This is a genomic window from Natronobeatus ordinarius (assembly GCF_024362485.1).
GTDB classification, from domain to species: Archaea; Halobacteriota; Halobacteria; order Halobacteriales; family Natrialbaceae; genus Natronobeatus; species Natronobeatus ordinarius.
On record NZ_CP101456.1, the window covers coordinates 3,526,020 to 3,540,320 of the forward strand.

Consider the following 14,301-nt stretch of genomic DNA (forward strand, 5'->3'; position numbering starts at 1 on the left):
ATATCTAAAATTAGCTAGGTTCAAGTAAACTGACTTACTTCTTAAACTGTGCCATTACGAGAAGCACGGTCAATCGATCAGCTCTATTCGAGGGTTGCTGAGTGCGACATTGCGCTTACTGGTGAAGCACCCCTTGCACTCGCACTCGATAACCGGGTGCAAAGCCCTCGAATCGGCCGGTTGTCGGCTACACCGCGAAGCTATGCCGTCCAGGAGATGTTTCCCGATGACATCCGACCGCTCTTTTTCGAAATCGTCGCACAGACGGATCTCTCGTGGAAGCAAGCAGTGAGAGCACTCGAGCTGTGTATCGATTGTTGGACAGCGACGGGCGACCGTGAACAGATACTCGAGTATCCTGAGTTCAACAACCTCACTATCCAATCAGTGGTCGGGATGCTGGGAGAACTCGAGAGCAGCTATCGGGCTATCGAGCGCACGACGCTCTCATCGGAGCAAGAGATTGCGGTAATTGACGAAGCTCATCTGTCCGATCTCGACCGAAAACTCCTCCCTTCTGATGGGTACGAGACCTATTCGTCGCTGGGCGAGACTCATGTTCCCTTCCCCGAGCTACACATCTTCCCATCAGCGACAGCAATCGTCTCGGCAATCGTCGACCAGATTGATCCAGACACAGCGGATCGATTTGGAATCGTTCTTGCCGAGGGGAGTCTGTATAGCGCGTTGATCGAGTCTGCCCTCGAGGCAAGAGAAATTCCCTATCGCGGTGGACCTGGGTTCGAGGACGATGACGATGTGCGGGCGTTTTTCCGACTCCTAGAAGCGACATTTTCGGGATCCGACCAGCGAGTCGCAGAAATTCGGCCGGTGCTCACGACAGCCGGAATCGACCTTTCCAGAGATATAGAAGAACAACGGGTGGATTCACTTGGACCAGATCAACTTGGAGTCTACGTTGAGTTCCAGGAGGCCGTCGACGAAGGAACGTTCCGCGATGTCGTATCGATGTACGAGTCGATCAGTGGCACCCAGTTAGCTGAACTTCGACGCGAGCTTCAGAACCTTGGAATACTTAACAATATTGTAACAGAAGATCGCGTTTCGCGCTTCCGGTACTATCTCGATGCGTTCACTGTTCCAACGGACGGAGATACTACTGATGGGGTTCTCTTGGCAGATGCGACGTCCACAGCATACGTTGACCGGCCTGTCGTTTTCTACGTCGGTCTGGGCCCGGAGTGGGCACAGAGCCCACCAGACTATCCCTGGATTGACCGGGAAGCATACTTAGAACGCGACCTCGAGCGATTCGAGCGATTGCTCCAGAACGGGACACAACGGTACTATTTCGTCCAAGAGACGCAGGCCGGCAGCGACGTGACTCCGTGTGTGTATCTGCGGCGACTCCGTGACGAGCCGTTTGACTCATTCGGTGATCTTCCACATACACAATACGGCGGACACACGACCTCATCTCTGACGTCGCCGTTTCCTGAACCAGACGATCCCCCGACACCACCCCAACGCATAGAGACGATTAGTCAATCCCGACTGAAAGCCCTCACAAATTCGCCTCGAGATGCGTACTTCGATCGATTGGTCCAATCGCCGTCGTCAGTTCACATGGTTCGCGGAACGCTTCTCCACGAGGCCGCTGAGATTTACGTTTCCGATCCATCGATACTAGAGGACCAGCGTGGTCGCGTGCTTGACGCGATGTGTGAGCGGTTGAACCCATACCTAGGTGACTCGAAGCAAGCCGTCCAGCGAACGTATTTGGAGGTTGGACTCGATGCGATCACGGCGTATCTGGACGAAAACCCGCCGGCGGAAGGAAGCTACGAAACCTACGATCACCGGGACCACGAAAACGAACTCGCTACCGAACTCGGTGTCGAGTGTGACTCACAGCTAACAGAACGCTGGTTCGCATCGCCGTCGATCGGAGTTCACGGGTACGTCGATTTGGTCCAGAGCGAAACCTCGATCGTCGATTACAAGACCGGGAACAAAAAGGACGCTTCGGACATACTCGAGGCGGCATCGATCGATCCGGTCGATGAGTACCCCAATTTTCAGGCACTCGTCTATCTCGCCAAACATCGAGAGGAACGGCCGGATGAGCGCCTCGAACTCCATTTCATCCATCTGCTCGACGGGGTCGATGAAGCCCTCACGGGATCACCGCCCGATCTAGCAGATCTTGTTACGACGATCACCTACGTTCCAGCGACGTTTAGCGAGTTCGTCGCGAGCCGAGATACCTTCGAGAGTGTAACTGATTATGCCGATTCGAACAAGCGGTGTCGGGCGTTGCACCCGCTCGGGTACGAAGCCTACAGGGACTTTTTCGAGACTCACGAGCTTCCCCGAGCTGGAGACGATCCCGAACAACGGGCGACGATCACCGAGGAGTTCGTCGCCTATGCCCAGGAGCGCGTTGGCGAATACAAGTACGTCCGTCAAGGCTGCGAGAAGGTGATCGAGGATCTTGACGATGTACCGACCGGATACGTCCTGCAATCGGACCTCGATGCGTTCGAGGCGTTCGTCGACGAGCAACTCGAGGCCCTGAACGAGTATCGAAACAGTCGGTTCCCGGTAGCCTATCGGGAGGACGGACCGACTTGGGACCGCGTCGATCATCGAGACCTCATACTCACAGACCGATGACTGAAATCTCACCAAATCGGGAGCAAGAAACACTGATTGAACATACCGACGGGATTTATCTCGTCGATGCCGGCGCGGGGACGGGCAAGACGTTCACCGTAACGCACCGGTATGCCAACATCCTCGAGAAACCGGACATCGAACCAGAGGACGTCCTTTTGGCCACCTTCACGCGGAATGCTGCTGCAGAGATGGCCGATCGGATCGCTCGCCAGTCCCCATACGACCCCGTCCAGTTACAGGACGCCCCGATTAGTACGTTTCACGGCTACTGTTATCAGCTGCTTCGACGCTATGGGCACGAAATCCCGGCCGAAATCGGGATTGACGACCAGATTCCACAATCACTCGAATTGATCGAGGATGGGATTCGGGAGGGAGAGCTGTTCAATACGTTTATCACTCGTTTCGAAGACCGTCACCCCGAATACGAGCACCTTTTCGCAGCGCTGAACGATCCCAGTACTCTGCGCTCGTTGATCGCCGAACTCGCTGCGAAAGGCGTAATCCCTGAACGCGACGGCTGGTACCGAGATACCGGCACCCCGCTTTTCGGTGACCGGGAGGCGTTCATGGATCTTGTCGAACGGGAGAATCAACCCAACGAGGGGGCAAACGGTCCCACACAATCCGATGCACGTTCGTCAGTAAGTGGGTGGGATGCAACTGAATACGTTCCCGATGCACCGACAGCCGACGAGATCGTCGGGTACCCACAGCTTCACACTGAACCTGTCGAGCAGGCCTTCGACGAGGACCGGGAGGACTTACTTGCCTTTGTACACGACGTCTATTTCGAGTACCTCGAGTATGCGCTCGAGCGCAACTACCTCACGCAGGGACTCATGCTCGCGATGGCGTTCGTGATGCTGTGTGAGGATGCGGCGGTTCGCGAACGGGTTCGCCACCAGTACGTCATGGTCGACGAATTCCAGGATACCAACGAGTTACAATTCAAGCTCACGCTGCTCCTTGCTGGTGAAAATAACATCTGCGTCGTCGGAGATTGGAAACAGAGTATCTACGGATTCCAGTATACCACGGTCGAAAACATTCAGAATTTCGAGGAGCGAATCTCGCGATACAAGGCGGAATTGAATCGGGACGAGACTCGAGTCCAGTATGCCGTCGACGAGGTCGAGACGATACCACTGAAGAAGAACTACCGATCTACGGAATCGATTCTCTCGCTGGCGACGGAGACGTTGACAACCCCAGCAACGAACAGTGAGTCCCTGAATGCAGAGGAAATAGAGAGCGAGATCACGCCACTCGAGGCCACGAGCCGCGTTGATAACAGCAACATTCAGGCGGTTACCAACGAAGATGAACTCGAACTGCTCCTCGACCGAATACAGCATGTCGTCGGAAACGAGGACTACAGCGTCGAGGTACGGGACGAACCAGCCTCGACAGCAGAGATGTCTGTGGAGGAGCAAGCAGCTGCTGAACGAGAACGGCTCGGTGCCCCATCGTATAGCGATATCGCCGTCTTTACTCGAACTCGATCGTTTGCTCGTGACTTCCTCGAGAAGGCAGACGAGTACGGTATTCCGATCGCGTACGAAGGTGGGGTGGAGTTATTCGATACCGATCAGGCGAAGCTTCTGTTAGCATGGCTTCGGATTTGCGAATCGAACGATCAACGAGGGTGGGCGACCGTTCTGGAAGAAGCTGGATACACACTCTCGCACGCTCGTGAGATCCTCGAGGCCGAACAGTATCCCGACGCAATGGTTACGTTTCGGGACTCCTTGCGCGAGTGTGAGACCATCGGCGGGTTTGCCCGAATTGTCTTCGACGAATACGGGTACGACGGAGCGTATGCAAACGGCTTACTCGGTGAACTCACGGGTATGCATGAGACGACACTTGCAACCCGGGGCGAGGCAATCACCTACATAGAGGAACACCTTGAGGCCGGATCCACGATCGAAATAGATTCGAGCCCGGGCGAGGATTCCGTCACGCTTCAGACGATACACAGTGCGAAAGGATTGGAATACCCGATCGTATTCTGTGCGAACATGAATCGGCGAGCATTCCCGCATTACGGGCGACCATCGTCAGGTACGATCCAGTATCGGGAACCGATCGGGCTCAGACAACGATCCATCTACAGCGAGGCGAGCGGTCGACCCTACGTCCACAAACACTGGCCGTACGATCTTCTCACCGGCTGTTTGCCATCGAAATACGATGAAGAGCGTCGACTCTTCTACGTTGCGGTGACTCGAGCGAAGCGACATCTGTTCCTCACAGCTGGTGACTCGCCAAGTCCGTTCTTCACCGAACTCCCGCTCGAGCCGATCGAACTTGAACCATCCGTCGACACCGAAACCGAATATCGAGAGGACGAGGTGCCGTTTTCAATCACGCCCCCCGAACGAACGAAGCCTCGGCGGATGAGCGTCCACGACATCATGGATGATAGCGTGTACGAAGAGGTCACGGAAGGACGAGGGACGGAGTTCGGGGACGCGCTTCACGAATTCGCTGAGGAGTACGCACGAGGGAACGACCCCTCACCGAGTAATGATGACCAGGAACGCGTAGCGACGCTCCTTGATACGCTCGACGGGAAATTCAAACCGGAAGTTACGGCGATCCTTCCCCTGGATTTGGATCCACAGGTTACCCTCGTCGGCATTATCGATTTACTCGTAATCGCGCCAGACCGGATCCAGATTATCGACTACAAGACGGACCTCTCCCGCCATGCAGAGGCCGAATACAGGAAACAGATTAGCGTCTATTATCACGTTGCAGCCGAGCAGTACCCAGACCGCACTATCTCGATCAGTGTCTTCTATACTGCCGATAACGAGCGCGTAGAAGTATCGCCGCTCACGCTCGAAGATCTACAGGAAATGACAACATCCGCAATTGAGCGTGAGGCGATCTTCCCTGAGGAAGTGCAAGAAGTTTCACTTGAGTGATTGTCCAATTTCGTCGATGTCCTTTTGACTCGTCTCGCGGACTGCCGACGCGGTGCTCGAGCTCTCGAAGGCCGCCTGGCAGTGACAAAGAAGGTCCAGCCGAAGAACGGCCTCGAGTACACCGAACGACGAGTCCTACTAATGGACGACGTCGACACTGACTTCTCTTTAAGTGCTTCTGGTCACAAGGTAGAGCTACGAAGGGATTTTCGCCGTGCACCTCGTCGACGAGCGACGCTCTCGTCGATGGTACTTGACCCACCCAAATCCACCATCGGCGTTAACGCCGGCTTGTGTCTCGCCTTACTCGCGTCCTCCAGTGAACGAAACTTCCTGACAGCTCACTCGAGAATGTCGAACACGTCGACTGCCTTGTACTCTTTCCCGCGTTGCTTTCCAGTCACTTCCTCGATGAGGCCATCCTCTTCGAGGTCATCGACGATCTTGTACGCGGTCCGGCGCGAGACATCGAGATACTCCAGAAGATCTGGGGCTCTGAAGTAGGGGTACTGGAGCAACTGTCGGGCGAATTCGTCCGTGTTCGTGGTGCCTGAATACTCCGTCTCATATCGCTCTTGGAGTTCACGAAGTTGATGAGTTCGACCGTATGAATTCTCGGCTTGACTTCGAAGCCCCTCGAGGAAGAACGTAAACCATTCTTCCCACTCCCCCTCCTCACTCACCGCACGCATCCGTTCGACGTACTCGACTTTGTGCCGATTGAAGTATGCGCTTGGGTAAATGTATGGACTCTCGAGATATCCCTCACTCGCCAGGTAGAGGATAATCAGGAGTCGACCAAGCCGACCGTTTCCGTCCGAAAATGGATGGACTGTCTCGAAGAAGTAGTGGATTATCGCAGCATCGATGAGCGGATGGGACTGTCCACCCATCTGGATGTACGACTCGAGTGACTGCATGAGTCCAGCGAGCACTTCCGGGGTTGGTGGGACGAACGGACGTTGGCCAGACCGTGGACTCGCTAGATGCACCATGTGGTCGCGAAAGTCACCAACGACCTCACCATCGTTACGGACGTCCTCGAGCAATATCGAATGGAGGTCCTTGATGAGCGAGAGTGTTATCGACTCTCCGTTCTCAATCTGATCGAGGCCATAGGTTAGCGCATTCTCGTAATTGAGAGCCTCTTTCAGATCTTTCTCAACCGTTGTCTCTGTCTCACCAGCGGTGTGTTGTGTGTGATACGCCTCGAGATCTTGAAGTGCGACATCTGCTCCTTCGATGCGTGCGGATTCGACGGCCTCAATGCGAATAAGAGAGGTATAGAGAACTGCTGAGAAGTCAACTGTTGAGCTAATGCCGTCAACACGGCCGATCTGATACGCGGCATCGGCCACGAGATCATGCGTCTGATCAGAGATCTCGAGCTTTGGCTCTATTGGGAGCGCCTCCGGTGAATAGTATGGGTTTGGATGGTAGGGTACGTATTTTCCTGGGGCGCTATCTGGAAGCTTTCTCGTTGGCATCTCGGTGGTAGTACCTACACCCCCATTGATTTAGGTATTTTTATAGTCAGTATACGAAGGGCTCGAGAATGAATCGCGCTGTGAAAACGGGGCTGCAATAGTATACGTGCGAAGTTCAATACGCTCTTTTCGTGCATTCAATATATAAGTAGGTATACGAAGGGTGTCTTCGAGATCGTGCACTTCGCATTCTGTGTCTCGGTCTCGATGAGCCGCCTCGGGGTCAAGTGGTTCGAGAATCTCCGATTCTCATCATCGAGCGAAACCGACGGTTTCGCGGACATCGCAAAGCTCCGCTTCGCTCAGTCACGGAAATCAAAGATTCCCGTACGACCCCGAGGCACTCGCCTTGTTTTCTCTGTAGAGCCAGCCATTACTCAGTGATGAGTCATACCGCCACATAGCGTTTCGGGACCAAGAAGTGGGTCGTGTCTCAAACTTGTATAGAGTCGTAACTGACTCCTGTGGAAATAGGGTCACCGCTGGTATCCAGCCCGAAGTGACCAATACACGCCACAATCGACGCACAGTTCACAGTTAGTCTCAACACAGACACAATATCACCCATCATTTAACTCGAACGTCGATTAACTCACCTATCTCATGAGTTGGCGGGTCGTACTGAATGTGGAAATTGGAGTTGTATGAACGCTTAAGACCCTCTTCTGTCCGTTCAACGTCAACAACGACTGTCGGGCGTCCATCCCACGGAGGAAGCACCTCCTCTTGGCGGCCTTCTTCGATCGCTCTTTCTGCTTCCTCCATCGTGATGTCGGACTCCTCGATCCACTCTCTTGAAGCTCGAACTCCGACTACACAGCGTTCTGGATTTCCATCCAGGGGTTCCGTGTACACGACTGACGGGTTGATTCCCGTGCGTTCGAGTTCGTCCATTTTGATCGCCGCGTGGCACATTAGCAACCCCTCGAGGTGTTCGACCTCGGCACGCTGTATCGTTGCGTTTATCGTCGCCTTCGGGAGCGTGTCGCTCTGATACGACCGGCCATCGTACTTCTCGGTAGGAACGCTGATCGGACCTTTGAACCGGAAGGTGACATCGAGCCCTTCAGCATCGCAGATCGTCTGAATGATTGATGCTGTTCTCGAAGCGCCGCCATTTATACTCGTCATTCGTCACCTTCATTTGACGAGTCGGCCCGTTGAACAGCGCGTTTCAAGATCGTAATGTCTCGGCGAATCGTCCGCCATTCTGTAAGGTCGTCCCACCGGTCGTGAAGCGTTTCGTGATCTTCGACAGGATCATCAGAGACGACGACAGCATCGGAATCAGGGACCCCATACGTTTCCTGAAGATCCTGGTCTGCTTCAATGAGTTCTGCCAAACGCGAACGAAGCTCACCTGCGCTGTGTTCGCGTGCAAGCGTTTCAACACGTTTCCACTGGAAGTAGGATGGATTACGCTGATACTGAGCTTGTCGGGTTCCTGTTCGTTCTGCAATCCCCATCTCGACAAGTTGCTCGAGTGCCTGACGAGCACCAGTCTCAGAACAGCGAGCCCACTCTGCGAACTGTTGTGCAGAAACAGGATCCGCCGTGCCGACGAGAATGTCGTAGACACGCTGGAACGTCGTCCGATCCGCATCCCACTGTTTTGACGGATCGTTTGGGAAGGTTAATCGTTTTGTCATACTACCTTCTTCGAGGGTATAGTGCATATATCTTGCCTGGAGGGCAGATATATGATCTCCATATCCAAGTTCTCTTCAGCTTGTTTTGTCCATCTCCTCCTCAACGACGTCGATGATCTCCTGAGAAGCCGAACTGATCCGCTCGAGCCGCTCAAGAATTGTCTCCGGTTCCTCCTTCTCCCACGCGGCGAGGTAGAACGCTGACCCACTCGTGTCCAGCCCAAAGTACCGACCGACGATGTGGCCGACTGCTTCGGCCTCGAGTTCACGCTTTGCCCGTTCGTCTTCAGTATCGAGACCGCCGTGCAGCAGTGCATGAGCGTACTCGTGAACGAGTGTGACGGCGAGATCAGCCTCGTTTTCATGATCACGGACCTCGACGAGTGGCCGTTTCTCCAGACGATACTGACAGACGCCTTTGGCGCTGCCGTGAGACCATTTTCGAGGGGATACGACCTCAACCTCTACCTCAAGGACAACCGCTGCCTCGAGGAGTGCTGGTACCAGTTCGTCGGCAGTGCCGTTTGCCTCGGTCTCGAGTTCCGGGAGTGACTCTCCCTCAGTCTGGGATATGTCGAAGACTGGTGCTGGTCGAAAGCCGACGAGTCCCTTGTTCCACTCGTCGGGTTCCGTTTCGTCGTATCCGCACTCACTCCGTTCGTGGTACGACGACGAGTTTCCACACTCGGGGCATTTCCTCGCGATGATCGGCGCCCAGATCCAGATAGCCTTCTCGCCTTTACTCACACATCGATCGAACTCGTTTTGCCACGTTCTGTAGCCAGCGACTCGAGTCGCATGCGGACACTGGACCTTGATCAGCAGTGTGTTTCGAGGAGAGTAGTCGTGGAACTCACTCTGGACGTCGAGCCACTCTCTGAACTGGTCGCTCGAGACCGCATCGTCGACCTCACAGACGAGGTCCTCGAGCCACGTTTCGATCGTACTGTGCATTTCGTCGTGCCGGGTGTCCGAATCGTCGAACGTTTCCCGGGTGCTGTTGCTCGTAGCCATGTTCTCTTCAGGTCCCTCGAGTCAAACTCGAGAAGACCGCTGGCCATCAGCGGGTCTCAAAAACACTACCGTGCGGTCAGCGTTGAAACGGTGGACGAGTTAGGAAAAGGTTCAGCAGCCTTGGGGAACGGATTCCACCAAAATCACAGCGTGTCTTCGACGTACTGTTCCTCCCACCGGCGTCGATCTTCGATCTCCCGACGTCCTCGACGAGTCACGGAATAGACGTTCGTCCGACGGTCGGCCTCACCTTTCTCGATCAGTCCTTTATCGACGAGGGTGTCAAGATTCGGATACAGGCGGCCGTGGTGGATCTCCTTCTCGTAGTAGTCCTCGAGTTCATCTTTGATCGCGAGTCCGTGAGGCTCATCGAGTCCAGCAGCCACGTACAGGAGGTCACGTTGAAACCCGGTCAGGTCGTACATGGGTGTGCATTCGAAAGTTGATACATTAAATCCACGGGATCACGTCCGTCTGTCGGTCACAATTTCTAGAAACACTGTATCTCAACTGTTCGGACTGGGCAAGAAGTGCTCTTGGCCCCAACGTTGCGCTTCAATCGCCCGGTGTCGCCGCTGACAACAGCACGGTTCGCTCAGGAGGAAATGTAGCTCAGTAACTGTGTGGCCACGTCCTCGGTCCGTTCGTCGACCAGAGAAGTCATATGGAATTTTACCTCTGACGCACTGTTGAGGGTTACGAGCGACCACGGGAGGACGTGACTTCGTTCCCCGAGTGGTTCGCCGTCGTAGTCGTCGTCGCGGAGCGTGAGTGACTCCTCGTGGTAGGTCTTCGTGGAGATCAGGACGGTGATCAGCTGTACGCCGTGGTTCGGGAACTGAGGTGCTCCCAGAACGAGCATCGGACGACCTTTGTCGGAGAGCGGATCGGTTCCCCAGATAATGTCGCCGCGTTCCAGTTCACCGAACGCGGTCACTTCACTTCCTCCATCTCGTCAGTTTTCAACTCCTCGAGATGCTCCTCACCGTACTGCTCGTCTGCAGTCTGGTGGTGCTGGTGAAGTCGGTAGGCGGCTCGAAGCCGGTCCTCGTCGTCTGTGATCGCCCAGTACGGACGCTTGTGCCGTACAAGGTTTCGTTCCTTTAGTCTCGAGAGGATGGCACTGACAGCGTCCGTATCTAGGTCAAGTTGGTCAGCGATCGTCGCCGCCTTCCACGCCCGGTCGTCGTTCTCATCGAGGAACAGCACGATCCGCTCGGTGTCGTTTCGTTCCTCGAATTCATCGTCGTCGGCGTTCTCGAACTCGTCGATATCGATGGTGCCGCGCGACATAGATTACTGTTGGTTCCGTGGGTAAATAGCTATTTGGGATGTTTGTTACAGGGGGAGCACACTCACGTCAGAAGGCAGGTCAAACTCCGTTATTCACTCTGTCGGCGTCGTGATGAGGTGCTCCTCGAGGCCGCGCGTCCAGTACATCGCCGGGCCTCCGGGACTACAGCGCACACAGAACTGGAGTGGTCCTTCGAGATGTCCGAGTTCCACCCGGAACCGCGTGAGGGCTGCAAGTGTGTCGACGACCAATCCACACCCGTCGCAGGTGTGGTGTTCACTCTTGTCAGGGTCTGGCCGCGTTTGGATGGCACAGCCAACACAGATCGAGTGAGAGACTCGTTCGTCTTTTCCCCAGGTATATGCCTCGCCGGCTTCGGTACCTGGTGGAGCGTCACAGAAGGCGCAGCCAGCGAGTGTTTGCTGCATCACTCACCGTCCTTGTCGGCGTTGCGAGCAGCCGTCCAGCCACGATGGAAAACAGCAACCTGAGTACTCGAGTCAAAGGCGGTCCCACTTGGTTCGTGGACAAAGACCTGCTTGCCGGGGATCGGCGTCACTATATCGCTATCGATAAGATCAGTAACGAGCTGTCGGGCAGTTGTGTCGCCAATATCCGCTGTCACGACGCGAGTTGCATCCTGATCATGGGCAACGAGTCTTGCTTCGAACCGTCTGAAATCGTCTGTAGTGTCGTCAATCGGATTCGGATCAGTCATTATCAGTCACATGGCACACTATTGAATGCGCCTCATTCCTCATGGCGCGAAAAAACTCGCTGCTGGAAGCACAATCGCAGAGTGTCATAGAAATCCTCGCACAGCCAGTATACCACATTATTGTTAAGAATCGCGTGCAAGATACAGGGCGCGAATGTGGCACGGACTGAGGAGCGATCAACGCGAAGATCGAACGGTCAATACAGATGAGCCAGTTATCACAGTGACCTACCTGTCTCTCTAGAATCTGGTAGCAGTGATGTAGACTCTAGTTGTTACGGTCCCGCACCTCGGAGAAGACGAATCAATGCGGCAATGGGACGAATCACATGCATCACTGCATCAGCAATAATCAAGTCTCGTTCGTGGCGGCGGTCATAAATGTACAGACCTGGGACAAGCATTATCGGAAAAACCACAAACAGTAGAACGCCAATGGCTGATTCTGCGCTTCCTAATACTTCTGTATCAACCCAGTAGAGACTAAATCCTGCGATTATCATTATCACGCCAGTAATCCCTATTGCATACGATATTCGCCATATCTCAAGTATCACTGTTTTGCGTGGATACCCAAAGATTCGGTCTGAATCGCTGGTCATTGTTTGCTTTAGAGGAGAAGGTTGTATAATAGTGTAGGGGCTTTGTCTTATTCGAGCCCTGCTCAGTTCGCACATGCAGTGAGCGGATGGTTCACCGCTTTCGGCGTGAAACAAACGAGGTCGTTGTGCTGCACTAATCCTCTATATCTTGCACGCCCCTAAGAACATCATCGCTATTTGGTAGGTGAACTGGCGGTTAGTTCGTATCCCTACTGATCATTGCGAACGGTTCTATGACACGCTCCAATCGAGCAGATTCGGCGAAAGCCCGGCAGTGAAACGGCCGTAGGTCGTGAGCTGCCCGGAACGTGGAGGTGGGAGGGGAGGTGGGTAGTGGGTGATCGGGCACCAGCAAAAAAAGAGAGTTCGTTCGGCTACTCCCACCACCGACCGCGCTCTGGGAAGACGATTTCCGACCAGTGAGTCAGCGCGATCGAACACCGTCCATTGTACCAGTTCTTCGCTGCCGCCCTGAACCGCACTCGCTCACCTTCCCGCACCATCGTCTGCCGGCTCGCTTTCCAGATCGTGAACTTCGTTCGACCAGTCTCGTCCTCGAGTAACCCAACCTGTTGGATACTCGGACTCGAGGGTTCCCACAGTTCGAGCACACGCCCTTCCACAGTGACCTCACCTCGCCTGATTTCCTCGAGGGCCCCGATCGGCACGATCGTCCCTGCCTCGTGGTGCATCTCTTCTTTCGTATCCATCACCGCCTCGAACATATCCGCACCCTCGAGAACCCGACTGGCAATCCGCTTCGCGATGACCGCTCGCGTGTACCCACCGTTGACGTTCTCTGACAACCGCTGTGCCTGCCGATTGACCTGGCCCAATTTCGCTTGTCCAAGTTTCTCTCGAGGATCGACTTCCGTGACCGGCCGCTGATTACGTCGTGCCTGTTCAATCACCGCTCTCGTTCGCTCCGCTCGTCCCTCCTGTCGACCGAATGCCGCCTGTGCACTGATTCGCTCGAGTTCTTTCTCTCTGGCTCGAATGCGCTCTTCCTGGGCCAGGGTCACGCCGTAGATCCGATCCTCGCTCGTGTCGACGATTCCATCTGGGTGGTTTGCATCGACCTTCGCCTGAATCTCCATCTCCACCGTGGCCCGGAACTCCGGAGTCTCGTCGACGACGTCCTCGTGCTCCGCTCGACCCGCTTCCTGCTCGTACGCTTGTTCATCGACCGAAACGACCTTACTAACCGACTGCTTACTAGACATTGGAATTCTTCCAAAGGCGCTCACTCGGCGTCTTTCCGACACCACGACTCTCCAGCCCTGGCTCTCTCGCTGTCCAACTTTCCATCACACGCGTCTCGCTCGCGCCTTCGTAAGCGCCCGTCAGGGCGCGAGCGAGACGCGCCGATGACAGATCCAACCAGTAACGCGCGGCGCTTCAATCGGAGCGAGCGGCCAGTTTTAAGCCGTTTTCGCGTCTGAGCGTGAGCGATGACCGAAAGCGCGCTTAATACTGGCATCCGAAGAGCGAGAGTGAGTGAAGAGCAGAAGCGGCGAGCGGGACGTGCCGTCTTTGAGGAGGGAACAACCTCTCTCGATAGCTAGCGGAATAGTCCACGTGGGTGGGATTGAAAGGGGCTGACGCGTTGAGCGAGCGTTTGCGTTCGCGATACTCGGAAGGCGCGAAGAGTCTTCCGTTGCTCGAGGAACCCCGACGACGTCTTCACGAACAGGTGAGCGAAGGCCAGCGAGACGCACACGGCTCGTCAGGCGCTAGACTCAAGCGTGTCAGGGGCGTTCATTCTCTCCGCAGAGGGAAGTTTGAGAGAGTCACTCGTACTCGAGGGCTGCGTAGATCTCCGCGTGCCGGCGCCCGTCGAGTTTCCCCATCTCGAGGGCAATCTCGTGACGTTCTTCGTCACTCTTGGCGGACTGATATCGCTCATACAGCTGGCGAACTTCTTCGTCGACTTTTCCCGGGAAACCACTGTCGGACGTCAT

14 protein-coding genes and 1 pseudogene are annotated in these 14,301 nt (G+C 55.0%); 3 read left to right on the forward strand and 12 right to left on the reverse strand.

All coding sequences use genetic code 11. The features are described 5' to 3' along the window. Positions 1–216: 216 nt before the first annotated feature. The 3 genes and pseudogenes from NMQ09_RS17835 to NMQ09_RS21240 form a co-directional block, all read left to right on the forward strand. Positions 217–2,637, forward strand: a complete 2,421-nt coding sequence (locus NMQ09_RS17835) for a PD-(D/E)XK nuclease family protein (protein WP_255191929.1) — start codon at positions 217–219, stop codon at positions 2,635–2,637. Beyond that, positions 2,634–5,576, forward strand: a complete 2,943-nt coding sequence (locus NMQ09_RS17840) for a UvrD-helicase domain-containing protein (RefSeq protein ID WP_255191930.1) — start codon at positions 2,634–2,636, stop codon at positions 5,574–5,576. The genes NMQ09_RS17835 and NMQ09_RS17840 overlap by 4 nt, the downstream gene beginning before the upstream one ends. 28 nt (positions 5,577–5,604) lie before the next feature. Then, a pseudogene (locus tag NMQ09_RS21240) lies at positions 5,605–5,732 on the forward strand (DUF8008 family protein); the annotation flags it as partial. Positions 5,733–5,917: 185 nt separating this feature from the next. Here the strand turns inward: NMQ09_RS21240 and NMQ09_RS17845 are convergent. The 12 genes from NMQ09_RS17845 to NMQ09_RS17900 form a co-directional block, all read right to left on the reverse strand. After that, on the reverse strand, positions 5,918–7,063 hold the full coding sequence (locus tag NMQ09_RS17845; RefSeq protein ID WP_255191931.1) for a Fic family protein: 1,146 nt from the start codon (positions 7,061–7,063) through the stop codon (positions 5,918–5,920). A gap of 567 nt (positions 7,064–7,630) precedes the next feature. After that, positions 7,631–8,194 carry a hypothetical protein gene (locus NMQ09_RS17850; protein ID WP_255191932.1) on the reverse strand — a complete coding sequence of 188 codons (564 nt, stop codon included), beginning with the start codon at positions 8,192–8,194 and terminating at the stop codon, positions 7,631–7,633. Next, positions 8,191–8,712: a DUF7342 family protein gene (locus NMQ09_RS17855; RefSeq protein WP_255191933.1), complete on the reverse strand. Its 522-nt coding sequence runs from the start codon at positions 8,710–8,712 to the stop codon at positions 8,191–8,193. The genes NMQ09_RS17850 and NMQ09_RS17855 overlap by 4 nt, the downstream gene beginning before the upstream one ends. 75 nt (positions 8,713–8,787) lie before the next feature. Beyond that, positions 8,788–9,726: an ArdC-like ssDNA-binding domain-containing protein gene (locus NMQ09_RS17860; protein ID WP_255191934.1), complete on the reverse strand. Its 939-nt coding sequence runs from the start codon at positions 9,724–9,726 to the stop codon at positions 8,788–8,790. Between the two features lie 143 nt (positions 9,727–9,869). Next, complete coding sequence (locus NMQ09_RS17865) at positions 9,870–10,151, reverse strand: PadR family transcriptional regulator (RefSeq protein ID WP_255191935.1); 282 nt, start codon at positions 10,149–10,151, stop codon at positions 9,870–9,872. Between the two features lie 170 nt (positions 10,152–10,321). Beyond that, positions 10,322–10,663 (reverse strand): PemK-like protein, encoded by a 342-nt coding sequence (locus tag NMQ09_RS17870; protein ID WP_255191936.1) that lies wholly within the window; start codon positions 10,661–10,663, stop codon positions 10,322–10,324. Beyond that, complete coding sequence (locus tag NMQ09_RS17875; protein ID WP_255191937.1) at positions 10,660–11,019, reverse strand: MarR family transcriptional regulator; 360 nt, start codon at positions 11,017–11,019, stop codon at positions 10,660–10,662. The genes NMQ09_RS17870 and NMQ09_RS17875 overlap by 4 nt, the downstream gene beginning before the upstream one ends. Positions 11,020–11,112: 93 nt before the next feature. Then, on the reverse strand, positions 11,113–11,448 hold the full coding sequence (locus NMQ09_RS17880; protein ID WP_255191938.1) for a DUF7558 family protein: 336 nt from the start codon (positions 11,446–11,448) through the stop codon (positions 11,113–11,115). Continuing rightward, a complete protein-coding gene (locus NMQ09_RS17885) occupies positions 11,448–11,738 on the reverse strand; it encodes a DUF8069 family protein (protein ID WP_255191939.1) in 291 nt (96 codons plus the stop codon). The genes NMQ09_RS17880 and NMQ09_RS17885 overlap by 1 nt, the downstream gene beginning before the upstream one ends. 275 nt (positions 11,739–12,013) lie before the next feature. After that, positions 12,014–12,340, reverse strand: a complete 327-nt coding sequence (locus tag NMQ09_RS17890; RefSeq protein ID WP_255191940.1) for a hypothetical protein — start codon at positions 12,338–12,340, stop codon at positions 12,014–12,016. Between the two features lie 374 nt (positions 12,341–12,714). Continuing rightward, positions 12,715–13,563, reverse strand: coding sequence for a DNA-binding protein (locus NMQ09_RS17895; RefSeq protein ID WP_255191941.1), 849 nt, complete (start codon positions 13,561–13,563; stop codon positions 12,715–12,717). A gap of 567 nt (positions 13,564–14,130) precedes the next feature. Beyond that, the gene (locus tag NMQ09_RS17900) at positions 14,131–14,301 is read right to left on the reverse strand and encodes a hypothetical protein (protein ID WP_255191942.1); all 171 of its coding nucleotides are present in this window, start codon (positions 14,299–14,301) and stop codon (positions 14,131–14,133) included.

Coding starts and splice junctions, on each gene's coding strand:
- NMQ09_RS17900 (WP_255191942.1), bottom strand. CDS start 14,301: ATGACGTCCGACAGTGGTTTCCCGGGAAAAGTCGACGAAGAAGTTCGC.
- NMQ09_RS17840 (WP_255191930.1), top strand. CDS start 2,634: ATGACTGAAATCTCACCAAATCGGGAGCAAGAAACACTGATTGAACAT.
- NMQ09_RS17880 (WP_255191938.1), bottom strand. CDS start 11,448: ATGCAGCAAACACTCGCTGGCTGCGCCTTCTGTGACGCTCCACCAGGT.
- NMQ09_RS17890 (WP_255191940.1), bottom strand. CDS start 12,340: ATGACCAGCGATTCAGACCGAATCTTTGGGTATCCACGCAAAACAGTG.
- NMQ09_RS17845 (WP_255191931.1), bottom strand. CDS start 7,063: ATGCCAACGAGAAAGCTTCCAGATAGCGCCCCAGGAAAATACGTACCC.
- NMQ09_RS17855 (WP_255191933.1), bottom strand. CDS start 8,712: ATGACAAAACGATTAACCTTCCCAAACGATCCGTCAAAACAGTGGGAT.
- NMQ09_RS17865 (WP_255191935.1), bottom strand. CDS start 10,151: ATGTACGACCTGACCGGGTTTCAACGTGACCTCCTGTACGTGGCTGCT.
- NMQ09_RS17835 (WP_255191929.1), top strand. CDS start 217: ATGTTTCCCGATGACATCCGACCGCTCTTTTTCGAAATCGTCGCACAG.
- NMQ09_RS17850 (WP_255191932.1), bottom strand. CDS start 8,194: ATGACGAGTATAAATGGCGGCGCTTCGAGAACAGCATCAATCATTCAG.
- NMQ09_RS17860 (WP_255191934.1), bottom strand. CDS start 9,726: ATGGCTACGAGCAACAGCACCCGGGAAACGTTCGACGATTCGGACACC.
- NMQ09_RS17885 (WP_255191939.1), bottom strand. CDS start 11,738: ATGACTGATCCGAATCCGATTGACGACACTACAGACGATTTCAGACGG.
- NMQ09_RS17875 (WP_255191937.1), bottom strand. CDS start 11,019: ATGTCGCGCGGCACCATCGATATCGACGAGTTCGAGAACGCCGACGAC.
- NMQ09_RS17895 (WP_255191941.1), bottom strand. CDS start 13,563: ATGTCTAGTAAGCAGTCGGTTAGTAAGGTCGTTTCGGTCGATGAACAA.